Genomic DNA, 19713 nt, shown 5'->3' with positions numbered 1-19713 from the left:
GTACCCCGCCCAATCCTCCAGGTCGTCGCTGGCTGTCATGGCTGTTCCCCCTTACCCACCCCCTGTCCAACCCGCCCAAACGGCGAACAATCCCTTAAGGATATGCATCTCGAAAGAGACTGCTGTGTGCGCTGGGGAGATCCTTCATAGATCGTTTTCGACCAACGAGGAGCGCTCCCATTACGTTGAGCTACGGCGCACATGGCTCGTTTCTGCTCGGCGAGGGCGGCACAGTCGATGAGGGGGGACGTCGCAGGGGTGGGCGAACTGGGCGAAATTGCCTTCGCGGATCAAACCCGGATCAAACCCTAGGCCCGGTTGAACCGGGCGCCCCAGTTGTGGATCTGCTCGAGCAGTTCGGGCGGGTCGAGGACGCGGAAATCGGCGCCGACCACGCCCAGCGCCATGGTCGGCCAGTCCAGGGATTCGGCGGTCATGCGCACCCGGCAGTGCTCGGCGTCGACCTTCTCGACTGTGCTCCACCTGCCGATCCGTTCGCGCACGGTCGCGGCCGGGGCGTCGACCAGGACCTCCACCCGGTACGGGCGGGGCAGGTTGTCCAGGCCTGCGCGGACGAACTCGGCGGCGTCGGCGGCGGGCAGGTCGCGGGGCCGGAACCTGGAACCGGTGCCGTGCGGCGCGGTGAGCCGGTCGACCCGGAAGCTGCGCCAGTCGTGCCGGGTGAGGTCGTAGGCGACCAGGTACCAGTGGCGGCCGAGACAGACCAGCCGATGCGGTTCGACCTGCCGGTCGGTGTGCCGGCCGTCGGCGGCGGTGTAGGAGAAGCGGAGGTGTTCGCTGTCCCGGCAGGCCAGCGCGACCGCGGTGAGCACGCCCGGGTCGACGCCCGCCCTGGCCCGGCCGTCCCAGCCGGCGGGTACGGTCATCGCGCGCAGTGCCTCGACCTGGCGCCGTAGCCGGGCCGGCATCACCTGCACCACCTTGGCCAGCGCCCGCACCGAGGACTCGGCGATGCCCTCCACCGCGCCCTGCGCGGCGGCCTGCAGCCCGACGGCCAGGGCGACCGCCTCCTCGTCGTCGATCACCAGCGGCGGCAGTGCCGCGCCCGCGGCGAGTTCGTAACCGCCGTCCACGCCGCGCTGCGCCTCAACCGGATAGCCCAGCTCGCGCAGCCGGTCGATGTCCCGGCGCAGGGTGCGGACCGAGACTCCCAGGCGCTCGGCCAGTTCGGTGCCCGGCCAGTACCGGTGGGTCTGCAGCAGGGACAGCAGCCGCAGCGTCCGGGTGCTGGTGTTCGCCATGTTTTGATTCTTCCGCAATTCAGGTCAGAAAGTGACCGCTATGCCGCCTAGCGTGGGTCCTGACCGACCGAACAGAACAACGGAAGGCGGAGACCATGAGCGAGAGCACGACCGTCGACGAGCTGACCACCCGCGACATCACCGGCGAGCGCGCCGACCTGCTGGCGATGCTGGCCAAAAGCCGGCACTTCCTGCGCTTCACCACCCGCGACCTCACCGACGAGCAGGCCGGGCGGCGGACCACCGCCAGCGAGCTGTGCCTGGGCGGCTTGATCAAGCACGTCGCCGCGGTCGAGCAGAACTGGGTGGACTTCATCCTGAACGGCCCGTCGGCAATGGGCGACTTCGCCACCATGACCGAGGCCGACTGGACCCGAAGGGCCGACGAGTTCCGGCTGCTACCCGGCGAGACACTGGCCGGTGTGCTGGCCGGCTACGTCGAGGTCGCTCACCGGACCGACGAACTGGTCGCCACCCTGCCCGACCTGGACGTCACCCAGCCGCTGCCGAAGGCCCCGTGGTTCGAGCCCGGCGGGCGGTGGTCGGCCCGGCGGGTGCTGATGCACATCATCGCCGAGACCGCCCAGCACGCCGGCCACGCCGACATCATCCGCGAATCCCTCGACGGCGCCAAAAGCATGGGCTGACATCCCCCAGATCAGACGCTGCCACCCGGCGTCCACTGTCGCCGCTCGCCGCCCCGGCACGTCGACCGAGGCCGCGGTGTCAAGCATCGGCCGAGGTAGGGCAGTGAAGTCTCACAGCTGATATTCAGCTGATCTTCATTCGTTCATCAGGAGGCCACCAGGCAACCCATCAAGCGTCACCGCGTGGTATCGCCGCGTCCTTACTTTCCGAAAAGCCCCCAGTAATCGAAAACTCCATAACGGGAGGGCTCGGACCATGAGAAGGCGCAAGGCCGTACTCGCGGCGATCCTCGCGACCGCGGGCGCGGTCGCGACCACGGTCGCGGTGCTTGGCGACGCCACAGTGGCGTCCGCGGCGACCACCACGTTCACCCCCGTTGCCGACACCTATGTCGACAACTCCGTCACCGGCACCAACTACGGCACGTCGGGCCAGCTCGGCGTGGACAACTCGCCCGTCAAGCGGATGTTCCTCAGGTTCAACGTGTCCGGCGTGACCGGGACGGTCACCGGCGCGAAGCTGCGCGTGCACACCGACGACGTCTCCGGGGCGGAAAGCCCCAGCGGCGGCACCTACCGGGCCATGAGCAACACCACGTGGTCGGAGACCGGTGTGACCTGGGCCAACCAGCCCGCCATCGACGGTGCCACCCTCGGCTCCGTCGGGTCGGTCACCCGCAACACCTGGTACGAGGTCGACGTCAGCTCCTACGTCAAGGGCAACGGCCAGTTCAGCATCGGCGTCACGTCGTCGAGCAGTGACGGCGCCGACTTCGACTCCCGCGAGACGGGCTCGACGGCGCCGCAGCTGGTGATCACCACAGGCACGTCCTCGACCCCGACTCCGACTCCGACCCCGACGCCCACCCCGCCCTCGGGCGACCCCGTGCTCGTCGGCGCGGGCGACATCGCGAACTCCGGCTCCGGAGACACCGCGACCGCCGCCCTGCTCGACAACATCCCCGGCACGGTGTTCACCGCGGGCGACGACGCCTACGACAACGGCTCCACCGCCGACTTCAACAACTACTACGCACCCACGTGGGGCCGGCACAAGGCGCGCACGCGCCCGGCGGCGGGCAACCACGAGTACAACACCTCGGGCGCCTCCGGCTACTTCACCTACTTCGGCTCGTCCGCGGGTGAACCCGGCAAGGGCTACTACTCCTACAACCTCGGCAGCTGGCACATCGTGGTGCTCAACTCCAACTGCTCGTCGATCGGCGGCTGCAACGCCGGCTCGGCGCAGGAGCAGTGGCTGCGCGCCGACCTCGCAGCCAACACCCGCTCGTGCACGCTCGCGTACTGGCACCACCCGCGCTTCACCTCGGGCGCCAACCACGCGCCGACGACCTCTGTCGGGCCGCTGGTTCAGGCGTTGTACGACAACAACGCCGAAGTGGTCGTCACCGGCCACAACCACCAGTACGAGCGGTTCGCCCCGATGAACCCGAGCGGGCAGCTCGACAACACCCGCGGAATCCGGCACTTCGTCGTCGGCACCGGTGGAGCCGGGATGTACAACTTCGGCACCATCCAGCCCAACAGCGAAGTGCGCAACAACAACACGTTCGGCGTGCTGAAGTTCACCTTGCACGCGGGCAGTTACGACTGGCAGTTCGTGCCCCAGTCGGGCAAGACCTTCACCGACAGCGGCACCAACTCCTGCCACTGATCCCGGTCGCTCCACCCGCTTCGCCGTACGGCGCCGCGCCCGGTGTGCACCCGCACCCGGGCGCGGCATCCACCCTCGCCGGGAAGGTGTGCACGCCCGTGTACCTGTCCACGATCGGCCGGCCCAAGTCACTCGCCCGCGACCGGAAGGCCGGACGCCGCCGGTGGGCCGTCGTCGGCGGCAACGTTTTCGCGCTGGGCGCCGTCAGCCTCGTGACCGACATCTCGTCGGAGATGGTCACCGCGATCCTGCCGCTCTATCTCGTCATCGGCCTGCAGTTCAGCCCCGCGGCCTACGGACTCGTCGACGGCCTCTACACCGGTGCCACCGTCGTGCTGCGGCTCGCCGGCGGCTACCTCGCCGACCGCATACGACGGCGCAAGGCCGTCGCCGGGTTCGGCTACGCGCTTTCCGCCGTCGCCAAGCTCGGCCTGCTCGCCGCGGGCGGATCGGTCACCGCGATCGGGCTGGCGATCACCGCCGACCGTGCCGGCAAAGGGCTGCGCACGGCGCCGCGGGACGCGCTCATCACCCTGTCGGCGCCGCCCGGCCAGCTCGGCCGGGCCTTCGGCGTGCACCGAACGATGGACAGCGTCGGCGCCTTCATCGGCCCCCTCGTCGCGCTGGCCGTGCTCGCACTGGCCGGCCAGGGGTACGACGCGGTGTTCGTCACCAGTTCCTGCATCGCGGTTTTCGGTGTCGTGATTCTCGCGCTGTTCGTACGCGACCACCGCGGGCCGGCGCACACCGGTGTGCCTTCGCCCGCGAACGCCCCGTCGGAGACGGCGGGTCCGAGCAAGGCTGCTCGGGAGACGGTGTCGGTACGGCAGGCCGCCGGGCTGCTCCGCGACTCCCGCGTGCGGCGGCTGCTCCTCGCCGCCTGCCTCCTCGGTTTCGTCACCGTCGGCGACGGGTTCGTCTACCTCCTGCTGCAGCGCCGGGAGGAGGTGTCACTCGGCTGGTTTCCGCTGCTGGCCGTCGGAACGAGCCTGGCCTACCTGTTGCTCGCCGCCCCGCTCGGCGCACTGGCCGACCGCGTCGGCAGGCTGCCGGTGACCCTCGGCGGGTATGCCGCGCTGGTAGCGGTCTACCTGGCGCTCGTCGCTCCTGTCGGCGGCCCCGTGCTCGTCGTCGTCGTGTTGTGCCTCTACGGCCTCTTCTACGCCGCCACCGACGGCATATTGATGGCCTTGGCGGCTCCTCTGCTGCCCGAACGGCTCCGCACCACCGGGCTCGCCCTCGTGCAGACCGGCCAGGCACTCGCCTATCTGGGGTCTTCCGTCCTGTTCGGCGTCGCGTGGCAGTCGTGGGGCATCACGGCCGCGTGCTGGCTCGCCGTACTCGCCGGGGTGACCGCGATCATCGTGACGGCCGCGCTGCTGCGCGGCGTCAGCCGTACGGAAATCGAGATGGAGGCGGCGTCATGACGGAGTCCGAATTCCGCGAGGAGGAGCCCGGGGGAGGAGCGAGGCTGGGCACGCGGGCGAGGATGCTGATCGCCGCCGCGGCGGCCGTCGTGCTGGCCGGGGCCGCCGTCGTCTATGCGGCCGTGGCCTCCGACGGGCCGACCGCCGCCAGGGAGTCGGACGTGCCGGGCGTCGTGCGTGCGGACGGCGCGCGGTTGCGGGTGCTGGACAACGGCCTGCTGTCGGAGGTGTCGCTTCAGGACCCGAGCGGTCCGCGGAGCGTGTCCGCGCAGCAGTGCGACCGCGCCTACGCCGCCGCCGGGACCGTGGCGTGCCTGCGCCCGGTGGGGGCCCTCGGCGGCACCCACCTCGCCGTGCTGGACGGCGACCTCCGGGAGGTGCGCTCCATTCCGCTGACCGGGTTCCCCAACCGGCTGCGCGTGTCGGACAGCGGCCGCATGATCGCATGGACGCTCTTCGTCAGCGGCGACGCCTACGCCGGAGGGGAGTTCTCGACGCGGGCCGGCGTGCTCGACATGCGTACCGGCACGGTGGTGGCGTCCGTCGAGGAGTTCGCCGTCACCGTCGACGGCCGGCCGCACCGTGCGGCGGACGTCAACGTGTGGGGCATCACCTTCACCGGCGACGACAACCGGTTCTTCGCAACGGTCGGGACCGCGGGGCACCGTTATCTGGCCGAGGGCGATCTCGCCGGCAGGACGCTCAAGACGGTCGCCGACGGCGTCGAATGCCCGTCGCTGTCGCCGGACGAGACACGTGTCGCGTTCAAGTCCGCCGTCGGCGGCGACCCGGCCCGGGGATGGCGGCTGTCGGTGCTCGACCTCGCCACCAAGAAGGTGGCCGCCACGGTGGAGACCCGCAGCGTCGACGACCAGGCGATCTGGCTCGACGACCACACGCTCGCCTACGGGTTGCAGCGCAGCGACGGGGTCAACGACGTGTGGGCCGTGCCCGCCGACGGGACCGGAGCCGCCCGCCTTCTCGTGCCCGGAGCCAACTCCCCCTCCCTCCAACCTTCTCGTGATCATGCAGAAGTTCGGTGACATGCGCCCCGACCTGCCAACCCCCGTTCCCGTGATCATGCAGAAGTTCGGGCGTCGGCCCTCTGACCAGCCCCGACGTAATCCGTGATCATGCAGAAGTTCGAGAGAACGCCCACCGACCTGCGGTGACGCCTTTCGTGATCATGCAGAGCGCGTAAAGCCACGCTTGCGCATCCGCCGACGGGCACAGGTGTGGCGTGCACGCGTGCTCTCTGCAGGGGGAATCCTGCTGGGCTGAAGGGGACGTCTGGTATCACTCGGCGGTGGATGGAACCGGTGACTCGTCCCTTGCCGGAGACCTCGAAACGCTTCGTTGTCAGTGCCCGGGTGACCGCAGCAGCGCCTGGCGGGCCGATTCCGCCATCCACTCCTGAGCGCGGTCGAAGCTCCAGCCTCGCTCCCCGACGAGCAGGAACCAGGCGCGCTGGCCCAGGAAGAACCAGAGGAGATCGACGGCCAGCGCGTGATCCAGCTCCGGGCGGAGCGCGTCCAGGGTGACCAGGCGATCGGCCACCATGGTCAGGGCCTTGAGGTACACGGTAATTCCCTCGTTGAAGACCTCCGTGGCGCCGTGGTCTCCGAGACCATCGTGGAGCAGGCCGTACAGAACGTCCCAGTGCCGTTCATGGGTACGGCGAGTGCCCTCGGCGGTGATGTCGATGATCGCCCCTGGGTCGGTGGACGCGGCCACCGCTTCGAGGCCCTCCGCTATGGCGGGGTCGTTCACGGTGGAAGCCAGGAGCGCGGCCAGTATTGCCGTCTTGCCTCCCGTGCTGCTGTAGACCGTCTGTACTGCCACTCGGGCCGCCGCCGCGATATGGGCGACCGTCACGTCCGCGTAGCCGTGGGCGAGGAACAACTCCCGCGCGCTCCGGATGATCGCCATCCGGGTGTCTGCGGCCGCGTCCATGCGACGGGGAGAGTGGTACTTGCTCATCGCCCTATCGTCCCATTTTTCTGTGTTGATGGCCACATTGACTAGAGTGTCCTCTATTGACTAGTTTCCTCAATCGTGAAGACGCCTGCTGCCGTTCTGGAGACCCGCCTCGTGCATGACGTGCACCGGAAGGCGACCACCTTGCTGGTCGAGGCCGCTGGGCGGTCCTGGGTGCCCGCCGCCGCGCTGACGGAGCTGCGCGACTTCCTGGTCGCGCACCTGCATCACCATCACGAGAGCGAAGACGGCGACCTGTGGCCGGTGATCACCGCCGTCGCTCCGCGAGTTGCCGAGGGACTCGTCGCGCTGAGCGTCGAACACCACCAGCTCGATGCCGCCCTTGACGCCCTGGGCGAGGTGGCAGTGGCGGACGGCGCCGACCGGGCTGTTCTCCAGGAGGCCGCGACCGCGGTGCGCGACCTGGTTCTCGACCACCTGGAAGACGAGGAACCGCAGCTCTTCCCCGTTTTGCGTGATCTGGTGTCGCTGGAAGCCTGGGCGGATTTCTCCAAGAAGGTGATCGAGACGTCGCCGACCGTGTCCGCGCACCTGCTGGTCGGGTTCTTTGACCGGGTGGGCACTCCGGAGGAGGTCGCGCTCGTGCTGCCCCCGATTCCCGAGCCGGTCATGGCGGCCATGCGGCAGCAGGCACAGGCGACCTTCGAGGCGCTGGAGGAGACCGGCTGAGAGCGCTGGTCAGCCGGCCTGACGTGGATCCTCACTGTCGCCTGTGTGGGGGCCAGGCGACAGTGAGGATGACGCGGGTTCGGCTGCGGCGAGCGATGTGGTCGTGGTGAAGCGTGCTGCTGGACGGCCGACTGGTCGTGCAGGCCGATGTCTCCCGCCTCGCCCACTTGGCGGCGAGGCGATGGGAAGTCGACTGCCGCCTGATCAGCGCTCACCCGGCGTCGGTCAGGCCGGAGGGATAGCGGCGCCCTAGAACACGACGTTGTTGATTCAGAAGGAAATCGGGACCGGGCGGAGCACCGCTTCGAACCAGGTCTCTGTATATGGGGGAGAATTCTGATGTCCATTGATCCACCCGTGGTCCTAGAGGCCGCGGCCCAGGCGTTCGCGGATGTGAATGCGGACCCGCCGTACCTGTATCAGCTCGACATCGCCGAAGCTCGCAAGATCGTTGACCAGGTGCAGTCGACGCCGGGCGAGCTTCCCGAGGTGGAGATCACCGAGCTGACCGTCGGTGGAGTTCCCGTACGCGTCACCCGCCCTGCCGGCACGTCCGGCCCGCTACCGGTCATTCTCTACATCCACGGCCTTGGGTGGGTCTTCGGCGGCCCGCAGACCCACGACCGGCTGGTTCGTGAGTTGGCCGTCGGTGTCGGCGCCGCGGTGGTCTTCCCGGATTACAGCCTCTCGCCTGAAGCGAGGTACCCGACCGCCCTGGAGGAGATCTTCTCTGTCGCGACCTGGATCGTCACCAGTGGCGCCGAGCACGACCTCGACCCGGCCCGCATCGCGATCGCCGGTGACTCCGTCGGCGGCAACATGACCGCCGCGACCACCCTGCTGGCGAAGGAGCGTGGCGGAGTCTCGTTCGTGCACCAGGTGCTGTTCTATCCAGTCACGGACGCCGACTTCGACACCGGCAGCTACCACCAGTTCGCCGAGGGCTATTTCCTGCGCCGCGAGGCCATGCAGTGGTTCTGGGACCAGTACACGACCGACGAGACACAACGGGCCGAAATCTACGCCTCACCGCTGCGGGCTACGTCCGAGCAGCTCGCCGGCCTGCCGCCCGCCCTGATCATCGTCGCGGAGGCGGACGTGCTGCGCGATGAGGGTGAGGCCTATGCGAACAAGCTCCGTGCGGCCGGGGTGCCCGTGACCGCCGTGCGCTACCAGGGCATCATCCACGACTTCGTCGGCCTCAACCCGCTGCGCGGCACGCCGGCGGCCGAGGGCGCCGTCACCCAGGCGATCGCCACTCTCGCACGAGCGCTGAACGGCTAGGTGCAGTTCGACACCGGTCATCTTCATCCACGGGCTCTGGCTGCACGCCACCTCCTGGCGCCGTGGATCGAGCTCTTCGCCGCAAACGGTTACCAGAAGAGATGACCGGGCAACTGCCGGCCCGCGGAAAACAAGGGCCCTTACGCGAAAGAGATGGAAGAACACAGTGTCCCGACGTCGTACACCCCGCTGGACCGTCAACCGTGCAAAGGCGGCTCTGCTGCTCGCCGTACCAGGGGTGCTGATCTCGGCCGGCGTCTCGGCCTGCGGCACCTCATCGCCGGTTACCCCGGTGACGGCGAGCCCCACATCGGACACGTCACCGGTCACCTCGACCCCGACCGGCGACGCCCCGAGCGCAGAGGCGCCCGCCCCGAGCGCCACCTCGCACGCCCCGAGCGCCACCTCGCACGCCCCGAGCGCGCACGTCCCGGCTGCCGGCACACCGGCGACCGTGCCGGCTTGCAAGGCGACCGACATCAAGGTGACTCTCACCGAGCAGCCGCAACGACGCGAGGGCGACAGCCGGATGGCGCTCGTCCAGCTGATGAACGCCTCCGGCCGTAAGTGCAACGTGGGCGGCTGGCCGGTGATCACGCTGGCGAACGCAGCCGGCGAAGCGGTGGCCGTGCCGACGAAGAACGTTGCTCAGCCGGGCAAGTCGGTGCCGGCCGACCTGGCCCCGGGTGGGGGCGCGTTTGCCGGTATCAAGTGGACGATCTGCGACAAGGCGGCCGCTGATTGCCCGGCAGGCAACACCATCAAGGTCGGGCTTGCGAAGGGCGGGCCGCTCGTGGCGGCGACCCTGGAGGGCTTCCCCAACCCGGAGCAGTCCGGCATCACCTTCAAGTCGCTCCAGGTCGGCACAATTCAGCCCGCCGCTCAAGGCGTCGTCGCCTGGTGAACAGACTGGTCGACGTGCACGTGGTCGAACCGGCCAACTACCAGCGGGCGTGCCCCGCCGGATGGCCGGCAGATGCGCATGATTCGCATCTCTGACGCTCTGAGAGCGTCTCGTCATATGGATACATCACCTCTTAAAGGAAAACTATGTTTTCGTGGAAAAAATGGCGATCGGCGGCCATTGCTCTAGTGGCCGCTTTCTCGGTCTTGGTCGCGACCGAGGCCCCGGCGCTGGCCAGTAGCGTGCCGGGCGAGAGTGGCACGTGGCAGGTGGAACACGTAAATGGGCGCCAAGTCCTCTACGCGACGGGAACCATCGCTGAAGCAAGGAATAACGGCCGCCTGCTCAGGGTGTGGAGAGCCAACGACAACACTGGCTACCTGTGGGCGGCTTGGGATAACAGTGGGCAGGCATACCGGCTCGACGGGGCGGCATCCTGGGCCTCCCCTACAATTACCCCCTGGGGAAACAATGGATTCGCCATCGTCCACACCGGAACGGATGGTCGAATCTACTGGGCCACCTACAATGACCAACTTCAATGGTCGGGTTGGCATGCGATCAACGGCCAGACCACGCAGTTGACGGCTCCCCCGTCGGTCACTCAAGTGGGTGCCGGTTCACAGCAGCTGTACATGGTCTATCGCAGTGGATCCGACTTCGGCATGTGGGGCAGCTTCTTCGACGGTACCTACTGGCAGAACGCCCAGAACTTGGGCGGGTCTACTTACCAGTGGCCTGCTGTGACCTGGAATCAGTCGACTCACCGACTTTATGCTGTCCACACCGGCACGGACGACCAGGTCTATATGCAATGGCAGGAGTACGGCGGCACCTGGCACGGCTGGTTCAGCGTCGGCGGTTACATCAACGGAGCCACGGCCATCGCCGCCACTTCGACCGGTAATATGCAGGTAGCAGGCCGGGACGGCAGTAACCACATCTGGTACCGCGAATTCAACCCCTATGGGTATCCGCTGAGGGATTGGAGTTATGAAACGGCTTCGGGCTACCAAGCCTATATGAGGGCTGCGTGGCCAGTCTTCCTCAGCGTGGCCGGCTCTGTCATCTACACGATACTTACCGAAAATACCGGCCACATCGGTTATTACAAGCAATCATATAACGGCAACTAATACTCCAGTTGCATTTAGCGATCTTTGAATCGTTGTCGTACCGCGTGCTGGTGCCCGAACTACGGAAGTGCCGAGGTCGAGCCGGCCGAGACCGAGGCCGCGCCCAGCGCTGCACCGAGTGCGGCGAGACCATCTACCCCTAACCAGCACCACCCCGCAGGCCCCTGACGATCACCGTCCGGGGCCTGCCGACGTCCCGTGCCCGCCGACGGGACCGGAGCCGCCCGCCTTCTCGTGCCCGGAGCCAACTCCCCCTCCCTCCAACCTTCTCGTGATCATGCAGAAGTTCGGTGACATGCGCCCCGACCTGCCAACCCCCGTTCCCGTGATCATGCAGAAGTTCGGGCGTCGGCCCTCTGACCAGCCCCGACGTAATCCGTGATCATGCAGAAGTTCGAGAGAACGCCCACCGACCTGCGGTGACGCCTTTCGTGATCATGCAGAGCGCGTAAAGCCACGCTTGCGCATCCGCCGACGGGCACAGGTGTGGCGTGCACGCGTGCTCTCTGCAGGGGGAATCCTGCTGGGCTGAAGGGGACGCCTCGTATACCGCTAACTGTTTCATCCTGCAGGTCTCAGGCCTCCGGGCCTGCAGCAGCAGGCGGGGCTGACTGGAAGTTCAGGTGGCTTCGGCCCGGCCGCAGCGCCAGGCTTCTCATGCTCGGCGGAGTGATCGGCCGTCCCATCGGCTCACGCGGGCGCCCGGCTGCGCAGGCGCTTGTTGAGCCGACGCGGACCGCGGGCTGCTTGATGATCTTGAGTACGTCCGCGGCTGCGGTCGGGGGTTACACCGTGGAGACATCCGCGAACTCGACCACCCATCGGTTGACCGGACGACGTACGGGATCGTTTGTGGTCCCGGAGGGTTACCGGCGGTTGGTTGTCGATGGCTCGGGTTTGAGTAGGACGGGCCCCGTGGTGGCGCCGAGCTGCCGGACGAGATGTTCGCCTTCGATGTCGAGGTTGGGCAGGGCACGGTTGAGCCAGCGAGGTAGCCACCAGGCGGCCCGGTCGAGCAGTGACATGACGGCGGGCACGATGGTCATGCGGACGATGAACGCGTCGACGAGTACGCCGAACGCGAGGGCGAAGCCGATCGACTGGATGAATACCTGGTCGGCGAAGGCGAATCCGCCGAAGACGGCGATCATGATGATCGCGGCGGCGGTGACCACGCGAGCGCCGTGCCGGAAGCCGGTGATGACGGCGTTCTGGGCAGTGGCGCCGTGGACGTGGTCCTCGCGCATGCGGGTGACGAGGAAGACCTGGTAGTCCATGGCGAGACCGAAGAGGATGCCGATGAGCAGCACCGGCACCATCGGTGCGATCGGCCCGGGTTCGTCGAGGCCGATGAGTGAGCCGAGCCAGCCCCATTGGAAGACGGCGACGACTGCGCCGAAGGTGGCCGCGACGCTGAGCAGGAAACCGAGGGTCGCCTTGATCGGTACCAGTACGGAGCGGAATACCAGCATGAGGAGCAGGAAGGCGAGGCCGACGACGAGTCCGAGGTAGGGCATGGTGGCGGCGTTGATCTTGTTGGAGACGTCGATGTTGACGGCGGTCTGCCCGGTGACGGAGACCTGAGCTCCGGTCTCGGCGTGCAGGGCAGCCTTCTGGTGCCGGATGTCGGCGACCAGGTCGTCGGTGGCCTGGTCCCGGGGCCCGGTCGCTGGGATGACGGTGAGCAGAGCGGTGCTGCCGTCGGGGCTGGTCACCGGCGGGCTGATCGAGACGACCCCGTTGAGAGTCTTGATCGCATTGGTTACCCGAGCGACCGCGGTGCCGGCGTCGCCACTGGCGTCGGCGTCCACGACGACGGTCAGCGGGCCGTTGACCCCGGCGCCGAATCCGGTGCTGATCAGGTCGTACGCCTTGCGTTGGGTGGTGTCTACGGCGGACATGCCGTCGTCGGGTACGCCGAGGCGCAGGCCGGTCGCAGGCACTGCCACGAGGACGAGGGCGAGGACCGCGATGATCAGGGCCGGCACCCGGTGGCGGGTGATGAACCGGGCCCAGCGTTCGCCCGCGGGCGCCGGGCCGGCGTCGGACTCAAGGCTGCGGCGACCGGCGGTGATACGACGGCCCGCGAGCCCGAGTAGTGCGGGGAGGAGCGTGAGTGCGACGAGTACGGCGAGCGCGACGGTGGCGGCGGCGGCCAGGCCCATGGAAGCTAGTACCGGGATGCCGACCACCGTAAGCCCGGCGAGAGCGATGATCACGGTCAGGCCGGCGAAGACGACGGCAAAGCCGGCGGTGCCGACGGCACGTCCGGCGGCCTCGGCCCTGTCGGTCTGTAGGGCGAGTTCGTGGCGATAGCGGGAGACGATGAACAGCGCGTAGTCGATGCCGACGGCGATGCCGAGCATCAGCGCGAGGATGGTGCTGTTGGCGTTGATATCGACGAACCCGGAGACGGCCATGATGCCGGCCAGTCCGATCAGGACCCCGAGGATCGCTGTGAGCAGGGGCAGACCGGCGGCCACCAGCGAACCGAACGTGATGAGCAGGACGATTCCGGCGATGGCGATGCCGATGACTTCGGCGATGCCGGTTTCCGGTGCCGATTGCAGCGCGTCGCCTCCGACCTCCACGGTCAGGCCGTTGATCCGGCCTGCCTCGGCGGTCCGTATCAGGGCGTCGCGGTCATCGGCGGTGAGTTCGATGCCCTGCACCCTGTAGCTGACCTGGGCGAACGCGTACCGGCCGTCGGGGGAGACGGTGTTGGCCTGGAACGGGTCGGCGACGTTGGCGACTTGGGGCGCGGATTTCAACTTCTCCACGGTGTCCCGCACCGTCGTGCGGAGCGCCTGGTCGGTCAAGGTGCTGCCGGGTGGGGCTGCGAACACCACGCGTGCGGTCGCCCCGCCCGCGTTGGCCTGCGGGAATCGTCCAGCAAGGTGGTCGATGGCTTGCTGGGCCTCGGTCCCGGGGATGCTGAACGAGTTGGACATCGTCCCGGACAGCGTGCCCGCACTGACGCCGACCAGCGCCAGCAGCAACACCCACAGTCCGGTCACCAACCACCGTCGGCGGTAAGAGAACTTGCCCATCCGGTACAGAAACGTGGCCACGAGATGCTCTCCAGGGATGAAGGGGTGGTCTGGGCGGGCGTTGGTCCGACGCCAAGACCTGGAAGGTAGGAGACGTGTGGTGGTGCCCCCTGTGCTGATGCCGGGGCCGGGCTTCGGTCCTTGTCCGAAGCCCGGCCCCGGGGTGCCATGTCAGGGGCGGAGGAGTTTGGCGACGCTGCCGGCTGCGGCGGCTCCGTCACGCAGCCCCGTCTCGACCGCTTGCGGCCGGATCTTCGGGTCCATCGCATTACGGATGATCGCGTCTGAGCCTGCTCCGCCGGTGATCCGGACCACGTGGAGGCCCCCGGCTTCAAGCTTGGTGAGGGCTTCTTCCTCGATCGTGTTCGACAAGTTCGGTGTCGGCATGCCGATGTAGATGATGGCGTCCAGGTGCTTTTCCGCGACCAGACCGGCGGAGAAGGAGGTGCGTGGGGCGTCGGTGTAGTGCCGTCCGTTGATTTCGACGGTGGGCAGGAAGCCGGGGACCGCCGAGGAGGATGCGAGTGCCGCGGCGAGGGGGACGCCGTCCTCACGCTTCCAGAGCACGGTCTGGCCGGTTTCTGCGTTCACGGAGGTGGCGCGGAAGTCCAGTGCGGGCCATTGCTTGGTAGGGAGCATCGAGGCGATGTAGTTGACGAAGTCTGCGCTGGAGATCGGGATCGGCGCTTTCATCGCCAGCTCTCCAACCTTCTTGTCGCGTTCTTCGATGGTCCCTTTGGTGGAGTTGAGTGCCGCCATGATGTCGGTGGGAATGGCGCCGCCACCACCGGTCTGCACGGGCGCCGACGCCCCTTTCCCGGCGCGTTCGTTGTCGACGAGCTGGTTGAGGTTGGCCTTCGTGCTGAAATACGCTCCGGCGACCGCGCCCGCGGAGGTGCCGACGACGACGTCCACGACGTCGGGTGTCAAGTGCGCTTGGTCTTCCAGAGCGGCGAGCACTCCGGTCTGCCATGCGACGCCGGATTCGCCTCCGCCGCCGAGAATGATGCCCACGCGCGGTCGCGCGGGGGTTGGGGCGGTGTCGGGTGCCTTGGGCGCCGTGGACGCGCACGCAGTCGCGACCAGCGCTGTGGTGGCCAGTGCCGCCACCGTCTTCAGGATTCGTCGCACGGGGCGCCGGGTGGCCTGTGTTCCCATTTGCTTCTTCTTTCGGTGTCCAGCGTGACCGTGGCGGCCTGCCTTCTGCCCGAGCCACGCCCACGTTCAGTAACGAACGTTCATTCACTAGAACCGTAGGCCCTGCGATGCCGCGTCGTCAAATGAACGTTCACTCGAAAAGTCCGAAGCGACAGCCAACCGAAAGGATCTTCAGGTCGCGTCGCCGCGCTCTAGGTTCCAGGAGAAGGAAGTCGAGCACCGACAGCGCTTGGGCCGTTGTCGAAGCCAGGGGCGGCAATGGGGTTGGATCCGCTCCGTCCTGCGAGGCAGTGGCGTACTGAGGCACCCACGCCAGGCGACCCGACATCTGGCCGGACTTACGACCAAACGACCTGGTCGTAGTCTTGCTGGACGGCCCCGCCCGGCTTCGGATCGACCGACGTGACTGTCACACCGGCTGGGATGCGCACCTGCACCCTTATAGTCGTCGCCATTTCCTTCTCGCTGGGTACGCGGAAGCCAGTGCCGCGGGCTGCCTCGGTGACTGCCTTCGCTGCACACATCCGCACGTATGCCTCGATGGTCCCGACGGCCAGCATGATCGCCGTGACGCCGCAGACCTTCTGCAGGGATCGCATGTCAGCAGCAGCAATCGCAGGAAAAGAGGACCTCGTCAGCCCGTGTCCATGCCGTCGGCCGTGTTGATGGCAACCTCTGACCATGGATGCTCGTCAGCCGCAACACGATGACGCCGCGTGCCGACCGCTCCCGCTGGATCAGGGCAGTCTGATCGACTTCGGTGCGACCATCCGCATTCGTCGAAGGGGCATCGCCCGCCCTGTTCTCCAGCAAGTGTCTTGGATTTGCCTACGCGAGTTGAATTGCTCGGTCGCGCGATGCTCCACACTTCATCCTCGGCTCCAGTGTGTACGACACCAGCTAGCGGCTCGCTCCGTCGGAGCGTAAACAGAGTCCAGTCACGGGGTAACAAGCTGCCGGACGGCATCGACAATGACGCGCCGACGCTGCCCCCGCGGTACCAGTCCGTGGACGTCCTTACCCTGACGCTGCCACATGTTCGCGATGACCAGGACCAGGGCGAGTATCTCACCCGCATTCTCGCGGTCGGTCACGACGCCGCGTCGCTGCGCGTCCTCGATCACCGCGACCTTCTCGGCCATCGACTTGGCGACGATCGGTCGGACGCTCTGGTTGTCACCGCGTTCAAGGGCGTACCAGGCCATGAACTGCGCGACCTCGGGGTACTGCAGTCCGGCGTCGTAGAGCTGCCCGGCGTACTCCGGTAGGTTGTCGGCATCGATCGGGATGCCGGTAACGGTCTCTTCGACGATGGTGTCGTAGACGGCTTCGAAAAGGCCTTCCTTGCCGTCGTAGAAGGAGTAGACCGCGCCGGCGCTGATTCCGGCTCGCTTGGCGAGCCGGTCCACTCGGGCACCGGCGATGCCGTACTCGGCGAACTCCGCCAGTGCAGCTTCCAGCAGCTGCCGCCGCTTGCCGTCCGGGTCCCGTGTGCGCATGTGACCACTCTAGTTCTAATGAACGCTCATTTGGCCATTCGCCCTTGTGGTGTGACGCGGGTAGCCCAGCCCGGTTAAGCGGCCCCGGAGGTGCTCGCCCGCACGGGCCCCTTCGCCCGGCAAGCTGCGCTACTCCCCACACGCACCACGGTGACCGTGCAGGCCGGTCTCGTTCTAACGCCATCGAAGCCGATTGCTACTCAGATCATCAGGTCATTCGATGGTAAGCCGACCAAGAGCACGAGGCCGCTAAGGGCGCCCACCCACCACCATCCCGGCTCCGAGGGACTCGTCGCCCTCCGCGGCGGCGCTCTCCACCGCCGGCTCACCCGCCGGTAAGGTCCATGGCTCGCCGTGCGCCGGTCGGAGCGGCGGCATGATCGGGTGGACGCGCCGGACCTCGTGGTGGAACGGCGGCCTCGAAGGATCAGCTCAGCACCATGTAGGCCGAGTACAGCGCGACGGCGACCACCGGTATCCCCGCGATCCCGGCGAGGCGCTGCGTGATCGTACGGCCGGCCAGGGCGATCGCGATGATCCCGCCGGCGGCGCCGGTGGCGAGCGAGATGATTCCGTACGGCTCCAGCTCGGCGACGCCGACGCCGTGCCACAGGTAGAAGCCCTCGCCTGCCAGGATCCCGGCGGGCAACACGATGCCCGCGACCCGGGCGGACGGTCCGCCGTCGCGGAGCCATGCCGCCGCCACGCCGGAGGCGGCGCCGGCGACGAGCGCGGCCACCGTCCAGAAGATCACATAGAACGTGCCCACGGCGAATCCGCGCAGCGCGGAGGTCGCGTAGTAGCCGGCGACCTCGCCCAGCATGGCCAGCGTCCCGAGGGCACCGGCCCGCCATCCCGTCCGCCGGATCGCGATCACGATGATCATGGCGGCGAGGGTCCAGGGCGCTCCGGAGTTCGCGAGAGGCCCGGCCTCGGCCGGCAGGATCGTCTGCAGGCCGGAGGTGGCCGCGCCGACGGCGAGTCCCGCCACAGCGGCGATCACCATGACGGTCGCGTCGCCGAACCCGGAGGGAACGGCCGCGTCCGGTCCGGGCTGAGACACTGCCGCCGGGCTTGTTTCGTGGTTCGAATCCGGGATGGGCTGCACGCTGCGATCCTGCCACCGAACTCAGGACCCTTTCGCCGCCAGACCCCCGAAATCCCGGGATGAGGGCATTGCAGGGCCTCGTGGCCGGGCGTACGGTCCAGCCATGGCCGTCATCCATCAGGAACGTGTGGCGTGGGAAGGCGCGCGCGTCTTCGTGTCGGCGGCCGACGCCGACGCCTATTGGTGGCTCAGCGAGACGATCGAGCAGCGCCTCGGCGCCGCCTACCGTGCCCGTCTGACCGCGACACGCACTCAACTCCAGCAGCAGGACCAGGCCCGGAACCTCGCCGAGATCGGCGCGTGGCGGGTCTTCCTGGAGGACCTGCTCCACACCCGCCCGGACATCCAGCCGGTCGTGGTCGAACTGATCGCCGAGACCTCCGGCAGGCTCGGCCGTCGCTGAGCCCCGGACGGCCGGTCACCGAAAAGATCGCGCACCGAAAAGATCGCGAACCCGGTGACCGGACTGATCGACGACGGGGCATACGCTCGTGGAACGGGCATCCACTCCGTGGGCCCTGCCGTGCGCGATCATGCGCACGGCTCAGGTGACCCGACCGAGAGGAGCACGCGCATGACCCGCCCTCCTGTTCCGCCCTTCACGCGTGAGACGGCGATCGAGAAGGTCCGTGCGGCCGAGGACGCCTGGAACACCCGCGACGCGGAGAAGGTCTCCCTCGCCTACACCGAGGACAGCTACTGGAGGAACCGCTCCGAGTTCATCAACGGCAGGGCTGAGATCGTCGACTTCCTCCGCCGCAAGTGGGCCAAGGAACTGGAATACCGGCTGATCAAGGAACTGTGGGCCTTCACCGGGAACCGCATCGCCGTACGGTTCGCCTACGAGTCGCGTGACGCCGACGGCAACTGGTGGCGCTCCTTCGGCAACGAGAACTGGGAGTTCGACGACAGCGGGCTCATGCGCGTACGGCTGGCCAGCATCAACGATCTACCGATCGCCGAGGGTGAGCGGGCCTACCACTGGCCGCTCGGCCGCCGTCCCGACGGCCATCCGGGCCTGAGCGACCTGGGGTTCTGAGCCGTCACGCCGGGGTGTCGTCGTCCAGGGCGAAGGTCAGGTAACGCTCGGCGGAGCGGCGGACCGCCTCGGATCCGTCGGCGACGACCACGTGCTTCCACCAGGCGCCGTAGACCCGGTCGAAGGCGTACGGCTCGAGCAGCGAGAGGGCCCGCCGTACGGTCCTGGGCCTTTCGGGGATGAGGTTCGGGTAGCTGTACATGAACCCGACCCAGCGGCGGTCCTTGACCACCTGGAGGATGTCGCCGGACATCAGGGCGCCGCCGCTGCCGGGCGCGTCCCTCCAGTGCATGACCTGCCCGCCGTCGAAATGCACCCCGGCGTTGATCAGCGTGACACCGTCGCTGATCGTGTGGGTGTCGCCCTCCCAGAAGACGACCGAGTCGTCAGGGCGGGCCACCCATTCCCGGTCGCGTGCGTGGATGTAGACGGGCGCGTCGAAGGCGTGCGCCCAGTCGATCATGGTGCCGTAGTAATGCGGGTGGCTGATGGCGATGGCGTCGACGCCGCCGAGTTCGCGAATCCGCTCGATCGTGTCGTCGTCGAGATGGGTCACCATGTCCCACAGCACGTTGCCGCCGGGGGTGCGGACGAGCAGGGCGCGCTGGCCGATGCCGGTGGACGGGGTGGTGCCGACGCCGATGACGTCCGGCCCCTCCTCCTCGATCAGGGTCCGGTGACCGGCGGCCGCCAGCTCTTCAAGAGACGTCCACCGCTGACCGTCCCAGCCGACGTACTGCCGCTCGTCTTCGCAGATGGGGCAGTCCTCGCGAGGGCCGGCGTATTGGACTCCGCAGGTGACGCAGATGGGCAGAACGTTCAACCGTCGCTCCTCGGTGACGCTGGGTAACCGGCCG

General features: G+C 67.8%; 18 protein-coding genes. 10 read left to right on the top strand and 8 right to left on the bottom strand.

Annotated features, from left to right (window positions below; all coding sequences use genetic code 11):
* Positions 1-308 precede the first annotated feature (308 nt).
* Complete coding sequence (locus Pth03_RS39645) at positions 309-1262, bottom strand: helix-turn-helix transcriptional regulator (protein ID WP_203949670.1); 954 nt, start codon at positions 1260-1262, stop codon at positions 309-311.
* Between the two features lie 95 nt (positions 1263-1357).
* Between Pth03_RS39645 and Pth03_RS39640 the strand changes: the two genes are divergently transcribed.
* From Pth03_RS39640 to Pth03_RS39625, 4 genes are all read left to right on the top strand, one after another.
* Entirely contained in the window at positions 1358-1909 is a 552-nt protein-coding gene (locus tag Pth03_RS39640; RefSeq protein WP_203949669.1) for a DinB family protein, read from the top strand.
* 256 nt (positions 1910-2165) lie between these two features.
* Positions 2166-3584, top strand: a complete 1419-nt coding sequence (locus tag Pth03_RS39635) for a CBM96 family carbohydrate-binding protein (protein WP_203949668.1) — start codon at positions 2166-2168, stop codon at positions 3582-3584.
* 86 nt (positions 3585-3670) lie between these two features.
* Positions 3671-5011 (top strand): MFS transporter, encoded by a 1341-nt coding sequence (locus Pth03_RS39630; RefSeq protein ID WP_239119740.1) that lies wholly within the window; start codon positions 3671-3673, stop codon positions 5009-5011.
* Positions 5008-6054 carry a TolB-like translocation protein gene (locus tag Pth03_RS39625; RefSeq protein ID WP_203949667.1) on the top strand — a complete coding sequence of 349 codons (1047 nt, stop codon included), beginning with the start codon at positions 5008-5010 and terminating at the stop codon, positions 6052-6054. Before Pth03_RS39630 ends, Pth03_RS39625 begins: the two co-directional genes overlap by 4 nt.
* Before the next feature lie 316 nt (positions 6055-6370).
* Here Pth03_RS39625 and Pth03_RS39620 read toward each other — a convergent pair whose 3' ends face one another.
* Complete coding sequence (locus Pth03_RS39620; protein ID WP_203949666.1) at positions 6371-6991, bottom strand: TetR family transcriptional regulator; 621 nt, start codon at positions 6989-6991, stop codon at positions 6371-6373.
* 75 nt (positions 6992-7066) lie between these two features.
* On the opposite strand from Pth03_RS39620, the gene Pth03_RS39615 reads away from it, so the two are divergent.
* The 4 genes from Pth03_RS39615 (at position 7067) to Pth03_RS39600 (ending at position 11002) form a co-directional block, all read left to right on the top strand.
* On the top strand, positions 7067-7678 hold the full coding sequence (locus tag Pth03_RS39615; RefSeq protein WP_203949665.1) for a hemerythrin domain-containing protein: 612 nt from the start codon (positions 7067-7069) through the stop codon (positions 7676-7678).
* A gap of 339 nt (positions 7679-8017) precedes the next feature.
* Positions 8018-8962 (top strand): alpha/beta hydrolase, encoded by a 945-nt coding sequence (locus Pth03_RS39610; RefSeq protein ID WP_203949664.1) that lies wholly within the window; start codon positions 8018-8020, stop codon positions 8960-8962.
* A gap of 166 nt (positions 8963-9128) precedes the next feature.
* Complete coding sequence (locus tag Pth03_RS39605) at positions 9129-9866, top strand: DUF4232 domain-containing protein (RefSeq protein ID WP_203949663.1); 738 nt, start codon at positions 9129-9131, stop codon at positions 9864-9866.
* A gap of 146 nt (positions 9867-10012) precedes the next feature.
* Entirely contained in the window at positions 10013-11002 is a 990-nt protein-coding gene (locus Pth03_RS39600) for a PLL family lectin (protein ID WP_203949662.1), read from the top strand.
* An 866-nt stretch (positions 11003-11868) separates the two neighbouring features.
* On the opposite strand, the gene Pth03_RS39595 is transcribed toward Pth03_RS39600, so the two are convergent.
* The 5 genes from Pth03_RS39595 to Pth03_RS39575 form a co-directional block, all read right to left on the bottom strand.
* On the bottom strand, positions 11869-14073 hold the full coding sequence (locus tag Pth03_RS39595; protein WP_203949661.1) for an MMPL family transporter: 2205 nt from the start codon (positions 14071-14073) through the stop codon (positions 11869-11871).
* Positions 14074-14223: 150 nt separating this feature from the next.
* Positions 14224-15210 carry a patatin-like phospholipase family protein gene (locus Pth03_RS39590; RefSeq protein ID WP_239119739.1) on the bottom strand — a complete coding sequence of 329 codons (987 nt, stop codon included), beginning with the start codon at positions 15208-15210 and terminating at the stop codon, positions 14224-14226.
* A 338-nt stretch (positions 15211-15548) separates the two neighbouring features.
* A complete protein-coding gene (locus Pth03_RS39585) occupies positions 15549-15809 on the bottom strand; it encodes a DUF1775 domain-containing protein (RefSeq protein WP_203949659.1) in 261 nt (86 codons plus the stop codon).
* A 339-nt stretch (positions 15810-16148) separates the two neighbouring features.
* Positions 16149-16709 (bottom strand): TetR/AcrR family transcriptional regulator, encoded by a 561-nt coding sequence (locus Pth03_RS39580; RefSeq protein ID WP_203949658.1) that lies wholly within the window; start codon positions 16707-16709, stop codon positions 16149-16151.
* 427 nt (positions 16710-17136) lie between these two features.
* The gene (locus Pth03_RS39575) at positions 17137-17772 is read right to left on the bottom strand and encodes a DUF6518 family protein (RefSeq protein WP_203949657.1); all 636 of its coding nucleotides are present in this window, start codon (positions 17770-17772) and stop codon (positions 17137-17139) included.
* A 148-nt stretch (positions 17773-17920) separates the two neighbouring features.
* Between Pth03_RS39575 and Pth03_RS39570 the strand changes: the two genes are divergently transcribed.
* Together Pth03_RS39570 and Pth03_RS39565 are read left to right on the top strand one after the other, a co-directional pair.
* Positions 17921-18220 (top strand): hypothetical protein, encoded by a 300-nt coding sequence (locus Pth03_RS39570; RefSeq protein WP_203949656.1) that lies wholly within the window; start codon positions 17921-17923, stop codon positions 18218-18220.
* Between the two features lie 171 nt (positions 18221-18391).
* Positions 18392-18856, top strand: coding sequence for a nuclear transport factor 2 family protein (locus Pth03_RS39565; protein WP_203949655.1), 465 nt, complete (start codon positions 18392-18394; stop codon positions 18854-18856).
* A 4-nt stretch (positions 18857-18860) separates the two neighbouring features.
* Here Pth03_RS39565 and Pth03_RS39560 read toward each other — a convergent pair whose 3' ends face one another.
* Entirely contained in the window at positions 18861-19679 is an 819-nt protein-coding gene (locus Pth03_RS39560) for an MBL fold metallo-hydrolase (RefSeq protein WP_203949654.1), read from the bottom strand.
* Positions 19680-19713: the final 34 nt, after the last annotated feature.

Origin of the sequence: Planotetraspora thailandica, assembly GCF_016863335.1 — a bacterium.
GTDB lineage: Bacteria > Actinomycetota > Actinomycetes > Streptosporangiales > Streptosporangiaceae > Planotetraspora > Planotetraspora thailandica.
This window is presented reverse-complemented; position numbering and strand designations above follow the sequence as displayed.